At 52.2% G+C, this 17,219-nt stretch carries 13 protein-coding genes; 5 read left to right on the top strand and 8 right to left on the bottom strand.

Translation table 11 applies throughout. From position 1 onward, the window contains the following. Positions 1-84 precede the first annotated feature (84 nt). The gene (locus tag LKE88_RS00300) at positions 85-864 is read right to left on the bottom strand and encodes a basic amino acid ABC transporter substrate-binding protein (RefSeq protein ID WP_105325815.1); all 780 of its coding nucleotides are present in this window, start codon (positions 862-864) and stop codon (positions 85-87) included. 14 nt (positions 865-878) lie between these two features. After that, complete coding sequence (locus tag LKE88_RS00295) at positions 879-1,667, bottom strand: basic amino acid ABC transporter substrate-binding protein (protein ID WP_105325816.1); 789 nt, start codon at positions 1,665-1,667, stop codon at positions 879-881. Positions 1,668-2,043: 376 nt separating this feature from the next. Here LKE88_RS00295 and LKE88_RS00290 point away from each other — a divergent pair, with 376 nt between their 5' ends. Beyond that, positions 2,044-2,679: an HD-GYP domain-containing protein gene (locus tag LKE88_RS00290; protein WP_105325817.1), complete on the top strand. Its 636-nt coding sequence runs from the start codon at positions 2,044-2,046 to the stop codon at positions 2,677-2,679. A 1,700-nt stretch (positions 2,680-4,379) separates the two neighbouring features. Here LKE88_RS00290 and LKE88_RS00285 read toward each other — a convergent pair. Then, entirely contained in the window at positions 4,380-5,060 is a 681-nt protein-coding gene (locus LKE88_RS00285) for a ComF family protein (protein WP_270441985.1), read from the bottom strand. A gap of 16 nt (positions 5,061-5,076) precedes the next feature. Continuing rightward, positions 5,077-7,248, bottom strand: a complete 2,172-nt coding sequence (gene recD2 / locus LKE88_RS00280) for an SF1B family DNA helicase RecD2 (protein ID WP_276802288.1) — start codon at positions 7,246-7,248, stop codon at positions 5,077-5,079. Between the two features lie 161 nt (positions 7,249-7,409). Here recD2 and LKE88_RS00275 point away from each other — a divergent pair, with 161 nt between their 5' ends. From LKE88_RS00275 to LKE88_RS00265, 3 genes are all read left to right on the top strand, one after another. Beyond that, positions 7,410-7,877, top strand: coding sequence for an S-adenosylmethionine decarboxylase family protein (locus tag LKE88_RS00275; protein ID WP_105327523.1), 468 nt, complete (start codon positions 7,410-7,412; stop codon positions 7,875-7,877). Positions 7,878-7,941: 64 nt separating this feature from the next. Next, complete coding sequence (locus tag LKE88_RS00270; protein WP_276802287.1) at positions 7,942-8,625, top strand: HAD family hydrolase; 684 nt, start codon at positions 7,942-7,944, stop codon at positions 8,623-8,625. A 14-nt stretch (positions 8,626-8,639) separates the two neighbouring features. Further along, positions 8,640-9,386: a pentapeptide repeat-containing protein gene (locus LKE88_RS00265; protein WP_105327525.1), complete on the top strand. Its 747-nt coding sequence runs from the start codon at positions 8,640-8,642 to the stop codon at positions 9,384-9,386. A gap of 394 nt (positions 9,387-9,780) precedes the next feature. Here the strand turns inward: LKE88_RS00265 and LKE88_RS00260 are convergent, their stop codons facing one another. From LKE88_RS00260 to pta, 4 genes are all read right to left on the bottom strand, one after another. Then, a complete protein-coding gene (locus LKE88_RS00260) occupies positions 9,781-11,079 on the bottom strand; it encodes an IS110 family RNA-guided transposase (RefSeq protein WP_105325814.1) in 1,299 nt (432 codons plus the stop codon). 832 nt (positions 11,080-11,911) lie between these two features. After that, positions 11,912-12,802 (bottom strand): IS3 family transposase, encoded by an 891-nt coding sequence (locus LKE88_RS00255; RefSeq protein ID WP_255419934.1) that lies wholly within the window; start codon positions 12,800-12,802, stop codon positions 11,912-11,914. Positions 12,803-12,825: 23 nt separating this feature from the next. Then, the gene (locus LKE88_RS00250) at positions 12,826-13,587 is read right to left on the bottom strand and encodes a helix-turn-helix domain-containing protein (RefSeq protein ID WP_105325742.1); all 762 of its coding nucleotides are present in this window, start codon (positions 13,585-13,587) and stop codon (positions 12,826-12,828) included. Between the two features lie 645 nt (positions 13,588-14,232). Continuing rightward, on the bottom strand, positions 14,233-15,243 hold the full coding sequence (gene pta / locus LKE88_RS00245) for a phosphate acetyltransferase (RefSeq protein ID WP_105325822.1): 1,011 nt from the start codon (positions 15,241-15,243) through the stop codon (positions 14,233-14,235). Positions 15,244-15,478: 235 nt separating this feature from the next. Here pta and LKE88_RS00240 point away from each other — a divergent pair, with 235 nt between their 5' ends. Further along, positions 15,479-16,813, top strand: a complete 1,335-nt coding sequence (locus tag LKE88_RS00240) for an MATE family efflux transporter (protein WP_199614926.1) — start codon at positions 15,479-15,481, stop codon at positions 16,811-16,813. The last annotated feature ends 406 nt before the right edge of the window (positions 16,814-17,219 follow it).

Genomic DNA, 17,219 nt, shown 5'->3' with positions numbered 1-17,219 from the left:
CCTACAAAGTCCGCTGACCGCACCAACAAAAAAAGCTATGCAAAATGTCGCCATTTTGCATAGCCCCTTCCCTCTTCTCTCCCCTTACTTCGCTTCCCCAAACCACTTATCGTAAATCTTCTGATACTCCCCATTCTTCTTCAGCTCCGCCAGCGCCTTGTTCAGCTGGTCGCACAGCGCCGTATTCTTCTTGGCCACTGCAAACCCGTAGAAATCACCCTTCTTCGGCGTCCCCACACTCTTGGCGTAGGCAGAACCGCCCTTCTTCAGGAAGTACTGCAATACCGGCAGGTCACTGATGACCGCATCTGCCCCGCCGTTCTTCAGCTCCAGGCAGGCCAGGTCGCTGCTGTCAAAGGTCTTTACCTTGGCGCCCTCAATCTTGTTCGCCTCATCAGCCCCTACCGTACCGATCTGGGCCGCAATGGTCTTGCCCTTCAAGTCCTCCAGACTCTTGATGCTGTCGTTGTCCTTGCCCACAATCGCCATCAGCCCAGATTCATAGTAGGAATCCGTGAAATTCACCTTTTGCTTCCGGGCATCCGTAATGCTGATGCCGCCAACCGCAATATCAATGTTGCCATTTTCCAGCGCCGGAATCAGCCCATCAAAAGGCAGACTCTTGAACTCCACTTTCTGGTAGCCCGCCTGCTTTACCATGGCAGAAATCAAATCAATATCAAACCCAGCCATCTTGTCCTTGTCCATAAACTCAAACGGAGCAAAGGACGGGTTGGTAGCCACAATCAGCGTCTTGTTCTTATCAGGCTGCGCCGGAGCCGCAGCCTTTTGGTCACTGCCACAGCCAGCCGTCAGCATTACGGCCGCAGCCAACATGCAAAGTACAGAAGTCCATTTTTTCATATCCATTCTCTCCCTTATTTCTTGTCAGCGAACCACTTGTCGTACAGCTTCTGGTACTCGCCGTTTTGTTTCATTTCACCCAGAGCCTTGTTCAGCTTGTCGCACAGCTCCTTGTTCTTCTTCGCCGTAGCAATCCCGTAAAAGTCGCCCTTTTGGGGAGTCGAAGCAATCTTGGCATATTCAGCTCCGCCCTGCTTCAGGAAATACTGCAATACCGGCAGGTCGCTGATGACCGCATCCGCCCCGCCATTTTTCATTTCCAGGCAGGCCGTATCGGAAGTATCGAAGGTCTTGACCGTAGCCCCTTCAATCTTCCCAGCCTGTTCAGCCCCGGTGGTGCCCAACTGCACCGCAATGGTCTTGCCCTTCAAATCATCAAAGGACTTCACCGTGTTATTATCCTTGGGAACCAGAATGGAGAGCCCGGATTCATAGTACGGATCCGTAAAGTTCACCTTCTCCTTGCGCGCGTCCGTAATGGACATCCCAGCAATGGCCACATCAATGTTGCCCGAATCCAAAGAAGGAATCAGCGCATCAAAGCCCATCCCCTTCACCGTCACCGTCTCAAACCCGGCCTTCTTGCCCATAGCTCGGATCAATTCCATATCAAACCCCGTAAGACTCCCGTCCTTCTTGTCCGGGAACTCAAACGGCGCAAACGACGGCTCCGTGCCCACAATCAATTCCTTCTTGTCCGCCGGCTTGCTGCTGGACTTGGTATCACTGCCGCACCCGGCAGCCATCCCCAGAAGCAGTACCAACATACCAACCACACCTGCTGTTTTCACCCACTTTTTCATGACGCACACACCCCTCATTTTCCTTTTTTCTCTGTTTTGGGTAAAAGAAAACAACTCAGCTGACCTGGTCTTCGCCCCCACACTCGCCTGCTGGAAGTCTCGCTCCTAAGCCTTCGGGCTCCCCACTACTGCTTCTCTCGCTTTTTGCGGCAGGACTTACTTCTAAGCTGCACCGTGCTCACAGGGAATTCCCCTGCTTACGTGGATCGTTTCGCCTGCAACTGGCATCGAATTTCAACCACAGACCTGAGTTGTTGTTCCCTATTATAAAAGCGTACCCCAATTTTTACAATGTAAAAATTTCCCACAAGGGGATTTTTTTATAGTATACTTATACATACGGTATAGTGAAACTCTGTAGAAAAGGTCGATAGCCATGCTAACAATTCCACAATTTTTGGAATTTCCCACCAGCCAGGACTCCAAAGAATTGGTCCAATTTTTCCTGAAGCTGTTGGAAATGAAAAACAAGGACTTGTTCCTTCACAGCCAGCAAGTTGCCAATTACGCCGTCAGCACGGCCGTAAATATGGGCTTGCCGCTTACCGAAGTAGCCTGTATCAAAACCGCAGCCCTGCTGCATGATATCGGCCAGCTGGCCATCAGCAACATCATCCTCAATAAATACCCCTATTTCAACGTGCGGGAGCGGGCCGCCTACAAGCGCCACTGCCAGGAAGGCTGCAACATGCTGGAGAACATCCCAGCCTTCAGCCATGTCATGAAAATCATCCTCCACCACCACGAAAACTGGGACGGCAGCGGCTATCCCAAACGCCTGAAAGGCGTAAATATCCCCATCGGCTCCAGGATCATCGCCGTGTGTAACTACTACGACCGGAAATGCAACCCCTGCACCAGAAACTGGCAAATTTCCGCCAACCATTCCCCCCAGGACTTGCGCGACCTGGCCGGCATCATGTTTGACCCCGACGTAGTCCAGGCCTTCTTCTCCGCCGTAGTCCAAAACGAAAAACACCTGATGAACCCCCAGGACCTGCCTAATAAATAGCCAGCCGCCCCTGCCAGAAAAATACTAACCATAGACGCCTTGAGAACCCCAATCGGTTCCCAGGGCCTTTTTATTACCCAAACCATGCCCTTTCCCACACCCAGTAGGCCCCACAAGCCAACGCATAAGCCAAAACCCCTTGCGTCCCCGCCGGTTCCCAGGGCCTTTTTTATTACCCAAACCATGCCCTTTCCCACACCCAGCAGGCCTCACAAACCAACGTATAAGCCAAGACCCCTTGCGTCCCCGCCGGTTCCCAGGGCCTTTTTATTACCCAAACCATGCCCTTTCCCACACCCAGCAGGCCTCACAAACCAACGTATAAGCCAAGACCCCTTGCGTCCCCACCGGTTCCCAGGGCTTTTTTATTACCCAAACATCCATACCCCTCGTCCCATTCCCACCTTTCCTCCCCATCTGCATATCCATACACCAATTCCCCCTATCCACTGATAAAAATACATTTTCAGACAGTTTTATGAATTTTTACCGCATACCCATACACTTCACTATACTATTTTTGCATACTCATGCAAAATTCTCCAACTTTTCTTTTTCCACACAACTTGTAATAAAATTGACATATTGTACAATTTCATCCATAAAGAGAATCAAAAGCACCCCATTTTCCCGAAGAAAAAATAACTATCCTCAGAAACCCATTTCCCATTTTTCCCCGAGCATTACCCGCTGCCTCCGCATCTAACCCATTTCCTCCCTCTTTTTAAGCAGCCCCCTGCAAACTCCCGACCCAAAACAAACCATCGTACCCTTGCAGAAACGTTTCCCCTTTCCCCTTCTTAAAATTTTAGAAAAAAAATTCCCCGTCAAACTTTTTTATATACAGCAGCATGGAAATTTATGTAATATCTTTACATATTCATACACTGGCATTAGAGAACCCCTCAGGAAACCCTTTAAGCCCCAACACATTGGTGAAAACTCTCCGCACTAGGCCCCGTCAAGCACACGACCCTTAGTAGTCTAAGAATAGCCCCTAAGTGGATTATCCAAGCTTTACGTTTTTTATCCAGGTATTAGCGGCCGCAGGCCGCAAGTGCCTTCCACTTACCTGTTCGCTATGCGAACAGGAGAAGGGGAAGGAAGCAATGCCGCAGGCATTGCAGGTTGGGGTTCCCAACCAAGTCGCCCGGAGGGCCACTACCTACATTCCCGCACTATCCCCATTCAGCACACGACCAGCAGCGGCCTAGACCGCCTTCTGCAAACGTTGCGGTCGCGTCCAAACAGCGCTACAGGTATTCCAAAAGCTGTTTGGTATACGCGAGCCATGCGACAGCCGTCCAGGAATCAAACCCGTAGGGTGCTGATGACTGGAATACGGCGAACCGCTGAGAAGGTGTCGCCGCAAGGCGACGATAGAAGTTTCCCCCCATCTGCCCAGCGGGCGCCCATAGTTCCAACCACTAGAAGATCTGTCACCGCAGGCTGACTGAGGGAGTCGTATCCATTTCTCAAGGCCCCCGGCCGTAGAGAAATGGAATATACGACCCCTGCGATAGCTGCCCAGGAATTGAGCCTGCAAGGCGAAAATGACTGGCTAGCAGCGAACCGCTGAGTGGATACCCCGAACCACATCACTTCAGGTCCGCTGACCGCACCAACCAAAAACAGCATTCTGTATCGCTTTTTACTCAAAAGCGATACAGAATGCTGTTTTTCTCATACACTTCTACACTCTACTTCCCCATCCCACTGGCCAGCGCCACCGCATACACCCGCTCCGCCCCAGCTGCCTTCAGCACCCGGGCCGCTTCTTCCACCGTGGTCCCGCTGGTCACAATATCGTCCGCCAGCACCACTACCGGCGGCACGCTGCACCCCGGCACCAGCCCCAGCGAGCCCCGGATATTCTCCTTCCGGGTCTCCACCGACAGTGCGTACTGGGGCAGCGTAGGCCGCATGCGCCGCAGCACCGGCAGCCACACAAACCCCCGCTGACCACACCAGCCCCGGAAAATCTCCTCCGGGATGTCGTACCCCCGCTCCTTCCGCCGCCCTTCGTCCGTGGGAATGGGCACCACCGCCACCGCCCGGGCCAGTTCCGGCCCCCAGTTCAGCAGCGCCTCCTGCTCCATCCCCCGGGCCCACTCATAGGCCAGCGGCGCCAGCACTTCCCGGCGGCGCCCAAACTTGGCCTGGTGCAGCCCTTCCCGGATGCCCCCTTCATAATGAAAGAGAAAAAACAACCCGTCCAGGTGCCTGCACCCCACACTTTCCGGCACCACCGTCCTGGGCTCCAGGAGCCCCGCCCGGCACGCCGGACACAGCAGCCCTTCCTCCTGGACCTGGGTCCCGCAGCCCGGACAGCTCCGGGGGTAAAAAATATCCAGCAGCAGCCGTTTCAGTTCCTGCCACATACCTTACCTCCAGCCCTTATTCCTTGTCCCGGTCCCCCTGCTGCAGCCGCTCTGCCAGGAGGGAGTACCGCTTCCGGGTCTTGTCGTTTTCCACCGCCGTCCGCATGGCCTTCCGGCTTCCCGCCAGATGCACCTGCTGCCGGGCCCGGGTAATGGCCGTATAGAATAAATTCCGCTGTAACATAATGTAGTGACTGTTCACCAGCGGCATGATTACCACCGCGTACTCACTGCCCTGGGACTTGTGCACACTCATAGCGTAGGACAGCCGCAGCTCCTCCGCTTCCGCCCCCTCGTAGCTCACCAGATCCCCTTCCGGCCGGTCCGGGAACGACACCGTCACCGTCCGCCCCAGGATCCGCACCACCTGGCCAATATCCCCGTTAAATACATTCTTTTCGTAGTTGTTCCGCAGCTGCATCACCTTGTCCTTCTCCCGCAGCTCCACGAACCCCATTTTCAGCTCCGCCTTCTGAGGAGACGGCGGATTCACCCGCTGCTGGATCAGCCGGTTCAGATTCTCCACCCCGCACAGATTCTTGTGCATAGGGCTCAGCACCTGCACCCCCTGGAGCGGATTGTGGGCATACAGCTTGGCATACAAATCCACCACATACTCCATGGTCTGCTCCTCCGTGGGAAATTCCGCAAAAGTAAAATCCTTCTCCCCTTCCCACACCGGCATCATTCCCTGGTTGATTCTGTGGGCATTGCGCACAATGGGACTCAGCTCCGCCTGCCGGAACACATTCTCCAGCCGCACAATAGGCATGGTCCCGCTGCGGATAATATCCGACAGCACCGACCCCGGCCCCACACTGGGCAGCTGGTCCACGTCCCCCACCAGAATCAGCCGGCAGCCCAGGGGCAAAGCCTTCAATAGATTGTACATCAGCACAATATCCATCATGGACGCCTCGTCCACAATCACCGCATCGGCCTCCAGCGGATTGTCCTCGTTCCGGCCCCAGAAAGAATCTTCCCCATTGGGCGTATATTCCAGCATCCGGTGCACCGTCAGCGCCGGCTGCCCCGCCGATTCCGTCAGCCGCTTGGCCGCCCGGCCCGTAGGCGCCGCCAAAAGAATCTTGCACCCCGCCTGCTGCATCACCGACAGGATACCCTTGATAACCGTCGTCTTACCAGTACCAGGACCACCGGTCAGCACAAACACCCCGTGCTCCACACTGGTCTTCACCGCTTCCGCCTGTTCCGACGCCAGCTGGATATCCTCCGCCTTTTCCCATTCCTGGATAATCTTCTGGTAATCCACCTTCCACAATGAGTTCACATTGTCCCGCAGCGCCAGCAGCCGGTGGGCCACCCCACGCTCCGCCCGGTACAGATATTCCGGATACACACAGATATGGTCCCCGGCGTCCTCCGTCCGCAGCAGCCCCTGCTCCAGCAACTTGTCAAACACCTGCTTCACTTCCAGCGCCGGCACCTGCAGCACCTGGCTGGCCATCTTCACCAGCCACTCGTCCGGCACACAGGTATGCCCCTGGTTGGCCCCCTGGAGCAGCGTATAGTACAGCCCCGCCTTCAGCCGCTCCTCGCTGAGCTCATCAAAGCCCATGTTCTGGGCCAGCCGGTCCGCCGTCCGAAACCCGATGCCTTCCACATCTTCCGCCAGACAGTACGGATTGTTGCTGATCCGGGTAATGGCCGTATTGCCGTACAGCGCCTGGATTTTTCCCGCAAAATTGGCACTGATTCCGTGACTTTCCAGGAAAAATACCAGCTCCCGGCTGTCCCGCAGCTCCCCGTAGGACGCCACAATCCCTTCCGCCTTCTTCTTGCCGATGCCCGGCACTTCCCGCAGCCGCTCCGGTTCCTTGTCCAGCACCTCCATGGTCTTGTCCCCAAAGTGCTCCACAATCCGCTTGGCCATCACCGGCCCCACACCCGTGAGAACCCCGCTGCCCAGCATCTTGATCATGGCCTGGGTCCCCGTAGGCGTCAGCGCCTTCCAGCTGGCCGCCTGGAACTGCCGGCCAAACCGCGGATGCTCCGTCCATTGTCCCGTCAGCTCCACCTGCTCACCTGCAAACGGCGGCTGCCCCTTGTACACAATGGTAATGGTCCCCACTTCCCGGTTTTCACCCCGAAAAACAGCAAAGCCGCCGTCTCCCGATTGGAACACAATATTCTTGATAGTTACTTGTAAGATTGCTGCTTCTGCCATTTCACACCTCTGCTGAACAAATATCCCTTTTATTATAACATAAGTTCTTGTTTCTTTTGACAGGCATAACCGGATTACGATATAATATAAGCACTGCGTATAATGTATAAAATTGGACGATTGATGAAGAAACTTGAACTGAATAAAGGATGTGGAAACCTGTGATAGGTAAAGGAACCCAGGTCGCACTGGACATGTATCGCTGTCTGGAAGATGTGGTCTACGACAAAGACAAAATCAAGGCCATTTTGGAAATGGCAGCCCAAAAATTCGACATGCGCGAACTGGCCGTCCATCTGACGGATAATGAAATGGATGAAGAATTTTGCTACGTAATGCTCTGTGACAACGGTCACATTTTCCTGCACGTATTCCCCGCCCAGGGCTACGCTGCAGCAGACGTATTCACCCTGGATTCCGGGGCCGACCCCGAAGAACTGGCCATCTTCCTGCGCAAGGAATTTGGACCCGACCAGGCCAAACTCACCATGATTACCCGCGGCGACTTCGGTAACGTCAGCGACATGAAACCCCGCCGGCAGAAAATTGTCAAACCCATTCGCCGGGCAAAAAATGCCGGGGCCACCCTGAAGAAATTCATGATGCTGAACAAGAATTCTTCAAACTAACCCCTTAAAAAGAGGCTTCCATAGCCTCTTTTTTCACTATAGGACAGAAAAGGATGTATGGAGTATGAACTATTTGCTATGGGATATCGACGGTACCCTGCTGCTCACCAACTACGCAGGCGTCTCCGCCATGAAGGCCACCATCAACGACCTGTACGGACTGGACAACTTTGAATTTACCTACAGCATGGCCGGCCGCACAGATACCTATATCGCCCGGAAAGCCATCACCGGCATCCAGGGCCACTGCACCCAGGAAGAAGTGGAAACCATGCTGCAGGCCTACGCCAAACGCCTGCCGGATTTCCTGGTAGCCAAAAAAGGCCACCTGCTCCCCCACGTCAAAGAAAGCCTGGAATGGGCAGAGAAAACCCCCGGCTACACCTCCCTGCTGCTCACCGGCAACTGCGAACCCGCAGCCCGCTCCAAACTGTCCTACTTCGGCATCGGAGACGATTTCGACTACAGCCTCAGCGCCTTTGGCGAAATCAGTGAACTCCGAGACGACCTGTCCACCGCCCTGTGGCACAAAATCAAAGCCCAGGACCCGGACGTCACCCCCTCCCAGCTCATCGTCATCGGCGATACCCCCCACGACATAACCTGCGCCGCCGCCATCGGCGCCCGCAGCCTGATTATCCTCACCGGCTCCAGCTACACCCGGGAAGACCTGGAAGCCTGCCACCCCTGGAAAATCATCCAGGAACTTCCCGCAGACCCCCAGGAACTGGCAGCAGCCCTAGCCTAGGAAGGAGGCAGCCTATGAAACTCAAATCCCTACTGCTGGGCCTTGGCCTGGCATTCAGCGTCACCACCAGCGCCCTGGCCTTTTCCCAGGCCGACGTGGATAAGCTCAATAACACCGGCTCCTGCCCCGGCGGAGACCTGCGGGGCGCCTACCTCCACGGCGCAGACCTGACCGGCGCAGACCTGACCGGCGCAGACCTCAGCTACGCCAACCTGTCCAGCGCCGTCTTGGAAAACGCCAAACTCCAGCACGCAGACCTGGAAAAAGCCAACCTGTGGAACGCCTACATGGCCGGCGCCAAACTGGACTACGCCAACCTGACCAACGCCAACCTGGCTCATACCGTACTAAACCGCAGCTCCCTGGTAGGCATCACCGGCTACCGCGCCAACTTTACCCATGCCCTCCTCACCTTCTCCAACCTCTATACCGCCGACCTGAGAGAAAGCACCTTCGACTACGCCAACGCCTCCCTGGCCAACTTCTACTCCGCCAACCTGGCAAGAAGCTGGTTCTTTAATACCCAGCTCCGCGGCGCCAACCTGACCAGCGCCAATTTGTACAACGCCAAAATCAACGGCGCCACCATGGTAGAAGCCATCCTGAGAAGCGCCAACCTAAGAAGCGCCATCTTGGACGACAGCAACCTCAGCAAAGCCGATCTGACCCACGCCACCTTCGACGACGCCAGCCTCCTCCATACCAATTTAGAAGATACCAAATTCAACGCCTCCGACCTGGACACCGTCTATCGAAAATAAACCAAATAACCAAACCCATATAGTAAAAAACCAGCCAGACAAAATGACCCCATTTTGCCTGACTGGTTTTGTTTAGATAGGAACGAAGTAAGCAATGCCACAGGCTTTGCAGGTTAGAAGAACTGCCTACATTTCAGCACTAACCCCATTCAGCACACGACCAGTAGTGGCCTAAGAATGGCCCCTTCAAGCGTGAAGGGGCTGTCATCCTATAGGGATGACTGAGGAAGTTCAATCCAATAGGCCCGGAGGGCCTGCCCAACGGGCGCCCATAGCTCTCGCCTCTAGCATTCTGGTAATATGTCAAGCATATTTTTTTTAAGATATTCTATGTATTAATCAAAAAAAGGGTGCACTTCACCTGCACCCGATGTTGCTTCAAAAAAAACGGGTGCTATTTGAAATCGTTATTCTGTTCGGCGTTCAACTTTCCGCCGGCGTACAGTTGGTTTTTGACCAGCAAACCAAAAACGAGTCGTACTAATTTACGAGATGCAAGCGCGAGTGCTCTTTTATGCTGATGCTTTGGCACTTCAGCATATTTCTTGGCGTAATACTCTGCGTATTCAGGGATGTATCTTCGGACACTGTTTGCAGCCTCTCCAATATAATTACGGAGATATGTGTTACCCGTTCTGAAAACGGGTGTTTCCTCGGCCACGAAGTCGCCTGAATCGCTCTTGCGCCAAGTAAGTCCAACGTATTTAGCTAGCGAATCAGCTGAGCGAAAAGCGGAAATATCACCAATCTCAGCGAGAATGCCAGCAGCCAAGACTGGTCCAATACCAGGAATGGACCGTAGAATCATGTAGGCGTTAGGATTAACGCCCTTGACCGTCTTTTCTATAGCATGATCAATTGCCTTAATTTCCTTCTTGTAAGACTCAATACAGTTGAACGAACTGGCCAGAGCGATTGTCAGGGGTTCAGCTGCACGCTTATCAAGACGATAGGAATCCTGGGCGGCCTTTTTTAGCAATTTAGAGGTTTCAGCTAAGTTTGTAATGCGATTCCGGCTTTTTTTTGCCAGAAATTGTAGGAGCTCTTCTTCGCTGGCATCCACAATATCCTGTACAGAAAAGAATTCTGTCAAAACGGCAGCTGAAGTGGTCCCAAAAATGTTACTAAAGGGCTGTGATTCCTGATCCAAAATCTCCAGTTCACTAAATTTAAGAAACAGATTGGAAATCATGTAGGTCTTTTCTCTTGTGATGCATTCAGCGAGGTGCAGTCGGTGCCGTGTCAGACGCTTGAGTGCAAGAAACTGACTGCCTCTCCAGGGAGAACTCTTGATTTTGCCAACCCGAGCTAAATCAGAAATGATATATGCGTCCGTTGAATCAGTTTTGGAAAGGCCAATAAAAGTTTTTCGGTAATTCGCTGTGATTTTTGGATTGAGACAATAAACATACGGATGAAAAGGCATGAGAATTTCGCTGGCTGACAGGAAATTGGCAATATGAATACTGTACATGGAGGTGGATTCTAATGCGAAAACGATAGTATTTAGATTTCGATGAGAAAGCATACATTTACAGATAGCATTCGCCAATTTTTCAGCGCCAGGCTGATTATTAGGGAAAGAATCAGAAAGAAGCTTATTCTGTTCAAAGTCCATGGCATAGACAACATTGGATTTTGAACTTACATCAATACCGACGTATAAAGTTGACAAAGTGTTGATCTTAATCATGATATCATCCTCCTTCCCAGATCAGATTTGTGAAGCCTGAGCAAAAGGTTTATCCCAGGCATCATGAAGTAACCGCAACCTCGCGCAATTAGCATTCATCCTGTCAGCCTTTTTGCTGGTGCTAAGGCAGGAGATGCAACTTCTGTGTTAGCGGAGTAATGCTTCATGAGCTGGGCCGCATGCTAAAGGGAGCAGACACAGACGAACTGGCTGCAAGGGGAGATAGCAGTGCCTCCGGACATCAGACTCTACTGATATCGTACCATGGGAAAACCTTTTGTTACAGAGCTTCAGATTGTATAGACGGGAAACCGGAAGAGGAAAATTCTCCGAATGGTTCTTACCGCTATACGCACAAAAAATATGTATGTGAGCTGTTTTTAATAACTCACATACATATCATACGAGGGGAGAGCTGGCATCCACGCTAGTGGATGACTGAGAGTGGATACCCCGAACCACATCACTTCAGGTTCGCTGACCGCACCAACTCTTAAGGGCTCCTCACTTTAGGGGGGAGCTGTCAGCCACGCAGTGGCTGACTGAGCGAGGATACCCCGCACCAGCACCAGGAAGTCCGCGGACCGCACCAACACTACATCCACCCGGTTTTTAGCGGCCTCCGGCCGCCTGCCTTCCCCGCACCTGTTCGCTGCTTAGCGCGAACAGGAGAAGGGGAAGGTCGGCATTGCCTACAGCAATGCCGGGTTGGGGCCACTACCAAACTTTCCCCACTAACCCCCATTTAGCACACGACCAGTAATGGCCTAGTAAGCCTTCTGCAAACTGGTGTGCTCCCCGTCAAGTAGACAGTTCCTAATAATATAAACCTCTACGCCGCCATTTGGTAGCTATTATGTTTTTGCATAGGGGTCAAACGGCCCAAATTCCGCTGCAAACGGCCACTGTTGTAATACTCCATGTAGTTATTAATCATCGTTACCAAAGCTTTACGGCTGTCGAAGTCACGAGTATAGTACCGTTCTCTTTTCAGCATGCCCCAGAAGCCTTCCATCGGGCCATTATCAATGCATTTTCCTATCCGTGACATACTCTGCGTCATACCAGCATCTAGAATCATCTTGCGGAAATCCCTGCAGGTGTATTGGAATCCCCGGTCAGAGTGAAACAGGGGATGCGCGCCAGGGTTTTTCAACAATGCCTTATTGAAGGTATTGAATACCAAATTTTTATCGTTCCGGTTGCTTATCACATAGGAAACAATTCGTCTGTCATACAGGTCAATAATCGCGCTCAGATATACCTTATGCACAACTACCCCCTCATAGTAGTGAAATTCTGAGACGTCAGTACACCATTTCTGGTTAGGGGCATCGGCTTTAAATTCCCTATTCAAGATATTTTCTGCAATGTATGCAGGATCTATTGCACGCTGGGTGCAGCCCTTAGGGGCATATTTAATCGTAGACTTTATATTTATCACTCGACAAAGATGAAGAACGCGACCGTCACCAATTGCTATTGGTTTCGTGTCAGGATAGATCTTCTTATTTGGGGCTCGTAAGTCATCAGCTATTCGTCTGTACCCTTTAGCTGGGTCAGCCTTGTATATCTCTTCTATTCTTTTAGCAATTTCCTTGTCGTCAATTTCGCGTGCTGAAGGCTCTCTATGAAGCCATTTGTAGTAGCCGGCCCGGGACACTTTTCCCAATTTGCACAGGCCAAGAATAGGGTAATTCTTTTCAGCGTGCAGTTCTTTAATGGCTTCATAAATGGCTCCATATCTTATTTGTGTGAATCCCGCCTCCTTTCCACAATATCGAGTTTTTTTAGGAAATCAATCTCCATATCCTTGGCTTTGAGTTTTGCATTAGCCAGTTTGAGTTCAGCTTTCATACACTCATATTCTGTAGGGGCTTCTTCAGGGACTTCTACTGGCTTCCTGTGTCCGCGCCCATCTATGAGTCCTTCGGTATTGTACTTATTATATTTTAAGACGTAATTTCTGACTTGCTGGTAGGAAACCTTAAACTTTTCAGCGGTTTCATGGTAAGCATTCCCGTTTTCAATGCAGTATTTTACGATTTCAACGCGCTCGTCAAAGGTCGTTTGTCTAGCTTTAGTCATGATCTTGGCACCTCCAGTACCCGAACTTTTTAGTTCCTCATGACTATTATACTTCTTTAACCAGTCTCTGATTTGACGAGAACTTTTTAATCCGTATTTTTGTACCAGCTGGGACATAGTCGTTTCGCCCTTAAGATATTCCTCTACGCATTGGATCTTAAGATCAGCAGAATAACTTTTAACCTGTCTTTTGTTAAATACCTCAGGACCATTTCCTATATATTCATCTACCCAATACTGTACTGCTTTCCAGTGAACCCCTAACCTTTTTGCAGAAACCATTGGTGATTCTTCATGAGCAAGAACAGCTTTGACAGCCTTTAATTTATCCTCTGCACTGACTTTCGATATAGACATTTTACATACTCTCCTTTCAACGAATCCAGGAGGTTTAACTATATGCCAGTCTACTTTATTCATAGCATACCAAACGTGGAGAAGGTGGCGCCGCAAGGCGACGGATGAGGTTTCATACCAGCATTTTAGCGGCCGCAGGCCGCAAGTGCCTTCCACTTACCTGTTCGCTGCGTTGCGAACAGGAGAAGGGGAAGGGTGGCATTGCCAATGGCAATGCCGGGATGGGGTTACCAACCAAGCCGCCCCGCTGATCTCCCCCCACCCCCTCAAAAAAAATGGGGGTTTGAAATAATAAAACTTCTATCGTCGCCTGCGGCGACACTTCCTACACGCTTGCAGGAAGCGCTCATAGCAATTACTGGTCAACTTCACATCAGCAACTATGTTTTAGATTTTACTTGACCAGTGGTGGCCTTGAAGCCTACCACAAGCGTGTGGTAGGTGTCAGCCATTACCTTCCACGTTTACGGGGAAGGGGAATCACCCGTAGGGTGGTGGAAAGGGGGCTGACGGAGGAAGTTTAAAACCGTTTTTTAGCGGCCCCCCGGCCGCCTGCCTTCCACTTACCTGTTCGCTGCTTGGCGCGAACAGGAGAAGGGGAAGGTCGGCATTGCCTACAGCAATGCCGGGATGGGGTTCAAGACCCCACCCACAAAAAAATGCTGTGCCCAACGGGCACAGCATTTTCGCATTACTTGTAATACCTTCTTACTTACCTTCTGCAGCAATAGCATCGCTGGCAGCAACAGCAACAACATCAACGATGTCGTCAGCAGAGCAGCCGCGGCTCAGGTCCAGAATGGGTTTTGCCAGACCTTGTACCAGAGGGCCAAGGCAGGTAGCACCGCTGAAGCGTTCTACCAGTTTGTAGCCAATGTTGGCAGCGCACAGGTTCGGGAATACCAGAACGTTGGCATGGCCAGCAACGGTGGAACCAGGAGCCTTTCTTTCGCCAACTTCAGGAACCAAAGCAGCATCAGCTTGCAGTTCGCCATCGAAAGCAAAGTCAACATTTCTGGACTTCAGGATTTCAACAGCTTCTTTTACTTTATCAACTTCGTCGCCAGTGCCGGAACCCTTGGTGGAGTAGCACAGCATAGCAACTTTCGGTTCAGCAATTTGCAGGGTGTTGCGAGCACGTTCAGCGCAGCTTACAGCAATATCAGCCAGTTGTTCAGCAGTCGGTTCAATGATAACGCCGCAGTCACCGAATACCAGACGGCCATTGTCGCCCAGGTTGGTGTTGCTCAGCACAATGAAACCACCGCAAACAGTCTTGTTGCCGGGTTTTACGCCTACAACCTGCAAACCAGCTTTGATTACATCAGCAGAAGTTCTGGTAGAACCGGAAACGCAGCCATCAGCTTCGCCCAGAGCAACCAGACCAGCAGCAAAGAACGTAGTATCGCTCAGCATGATTTCACGAGCTTTTTCTACAGTCATGCCCTTTTTCTTTCTGCGTTCTGCGAAGTAGGCACACAGTTCATCCATACGTTCGTAGGTAGCAGGGTTGATGACTTTGCAGGCATCCAGGTTGATGTGCAGTCTTTCTGCATCCTTTTTAAGTTGTTCAGGATCCCCTACCAGCACGATCTTAGCAAAACCTTCAGCCGTAACAGTAGCAGCAGCCTTCAGAGCTCTGTCACTATTGTTTTCAGGCAGCACAATGGTCTTTTGTGCGGCTTTGACACGAGCCTTCAGTTCATCTGTAAATTTCATTAGTAATCACTCCTACTCAAAATTTAAAAGGAACAGAGTTGACTCCCCTTTTTCACGATTCCTATTATATCACGTTTCTTTCGGGAACGCAGGAGAACTTTCTTCTTTTTTGAACAAAAAATATTCTGAAAATAATCGCAGGAAGCCGAAATAAACCGCTTGACACAGAACGTTTCAGGTCGTTATATTTAGGTAGACAATAAAATTTAGAAATCCGCTAAGGACGTGACCAATCGTGAAACGAGATTACCTGGTAACGGACATGCCCCTGAAGGCATTGTTCATCTTTTCCCTGCCCATGGTCCTGGGCAACTTCTTCCAACAACTCTATAACACCGTAGACTCCGCCATTGTCGGCCGCTACGTAAGCGAGCAAGCCCTGGCCGCCGTAGGTGCCTCCTACGCCCTGACCACCGTCTTCATCAGCATCGCCATCGGCGGTGGCGTAGGCGCCTCCGTAGTCATCAGCCGCTATTTCGGCGCCCACGAGTACGATAAAATGAAGCAGGCCATCTATACCGCCTTCATTGCCTTCTTCCTCCTCAGCGCCATCCTGGGCCTGTTCGGCTTTGTGGCCAGCCACCAGATTATGTCCTGGCTGAAAACCCCCGCCGACTCCCTGGCCATGGCCGACACCTATCTCCAGATTTACTTCCTGGGGCTCCCCTTCCTCTTCATGTACAACATCATCGCAGCCACCTTCAATGCCCTGGGCAAATCCCGGTATCCCCTGGTCTTCCTGATTTTCTCCTCCCTGCTGAACATCGGCCTGGACCTGTATATGGTACGCAACCTGGGTATGGGCGTAGCCGGCGCCGCCTGGGCCACCCTGATTGCCCAAGGCCTTTCCGCCGTCCTGTCCTTCGCCGTCTTCCATAACCGCCTGAAGAAAGTGGGCTCCGCCCCCTCCTACTACAGCGGCAAAGTACTCCATAAAATGACCAAAGTCGCCCTCCCCTCCATCCTCCAGCAGTCCATCGTCTCCATCGGCATGATGCTGGTCCAGTCCGTAGTCAACAGCTTTGGCTCCGCCGCCCTGGCCGGCTTCTCCGCCGCCATGCGGATCCAGTACGTCTGCACCGTGCCCATGAACGCCATCGGCAACGCCATGAGCCCCTACACCGGCCAAAACATGGGCGCCAATAAACTGGAGCGCGTCAAAGAAGGCTACCACAGCGCCAACAAACTGGTCATCTTCTACGCCATCATCATCTTCCTGGTACTGGAAACCTGCAACGAACCCATCATCCGCTTCTTCCTGAATGACAAAGCCTCCCCCGTAGCCCTGGCCACCGGTACCTCATTCCTGAAATTCGTCGGCCAGTTCATCGTCATCATCGGCCTGAAAATGGCCGTGGACGGCGTCCTAAGAGGCGCCGGAGATATGAAAATCTTCACCATCGCCAACCTGAGCAACCTGGGCGTCAGAGTCCTCATCTCCGTCCTCCTGGCCCCCATCTACGGCATCCAAATGGTGTGGATAGCAGAACCCGTCGGCTGGTTCGTCAACCTGGTCATGTCCTATTACGAATACCATACCGGCAAATGGAAATACAAATTGAAACTATAACCCATAAAAAAACGAGCCTATGCAGCCAAACTGCATAGACTCATTTTTTTGTGATCGAAGTGTCCGCGGACCGCACCAATATCCCAGTCGCCCGGAGGGCTCATCCAGGTATTTGCGGCCCCCCGGCCGCCTGCCTTCTCCGCCCAACAACATTCCAAGGCGGGGAAGGTCGGCATTGCCTCCAGCAATGCCGGGTTGGGGCCACTACCTACATTTCTGCACTACCCCCAGTCAGCACACGACCAGTAGTGGCCTAGTAAGCCTTCTGCAAACGTGAAGAAGGTGTCATCCACAACGTGGATGACGGAAGAAGTTCAATCCAATTGGCCCGTAGGGCCTGCCCAGAGGGCGCCCATAGCTCCAACCACTGGGAGAGCTGTCACCGCAGGATGACTGAGGGAGTCGT

Source organism: Acidaminococcus hominis, assembly GCF_022484025.1.
Taxonomy (GTDB): domain Bacteria; phylum Bacillota; class Negativicutes; order Acidaminococcales; family Acidaminococcaceae; genus Acidaminococcus; species Acidaminococcus hominis.
Note: the sequence above shows the minus strand (reverse complement) of the source record. Positions and strands in the feature narration are given on the sequence as shown.

Bases quoted from the DNA above. Each gene is read 5' to 3' on its own strand.
- LKE88_RS00300 (WP_105325815.1), bottom strand. From the start codon at position 864: ATGAAAAAATGGACTTCTGTACTTTGCATGTTGGCTGCGGCCGTAATG.
- LKE88_RS00295 (WP_105325816.1), bottom strand. From the start codon at position 1,667: ATGAAAAAGTGGGTGAAAACAGCAGGTGTGGTTGGTATGTTGGTACTG.
- LKE88_RS00290 (WP_105325817.1), top strand. From the start codon at position 2,044: ATGCTAACAATTCCACAATTTTTGGAATTTCCCACCAGCCAGGACTCC.
- LKE88_RS00285 (WP_270441985.1), bottom strand. From the start codon at position 5,060: ATGTGGCAGGAACTGAAACGGCTGCTGCTGGATATTTTTTACCCCCGG.
- recD2 (WP_276802288.1), bottom strand. From the start codon at position 7,248: ATGGCAGAAGCAGCAATCTTACAAGTAACTATCAAGAATATTGTGTTC.
- LKE88_RS00270 (WP_276802287.1), top strand. From the start codon at position 7,942: ATGAACTATTTGCTATGGGATATCGACGGTACCCTGCTGCTCACCAAC.
- LKE88_RS00265 (WP_105327525.1), top strand. From the start codon at position 8,640: ATGAAACTCAAATCCCTACTGCTGGGCCTTGGCCTGGCATTCAGCGTC.
- LKE88_RS00260 (WP_105325814.1), bottom strand. From the start codon at position 11,079: ATGATTAAGATCAACACTTTGTCAACTTTATACGTCGGTATTGATGTA.
- LKE88_RS00250 (WP_105325742.1), bottom strand. From the start codon at position 13,587: ATGAATAAAGTAGACTGGCATATAGTTAAACCTCCTGGATTCGTTGAA.
- pta (WP_105325822.1), bottom strand. From the start codon at position 15,243: ATGAAATTTACAGATGAACTGAAGGCTCGTGTCAAAGCCGCACAAAAG.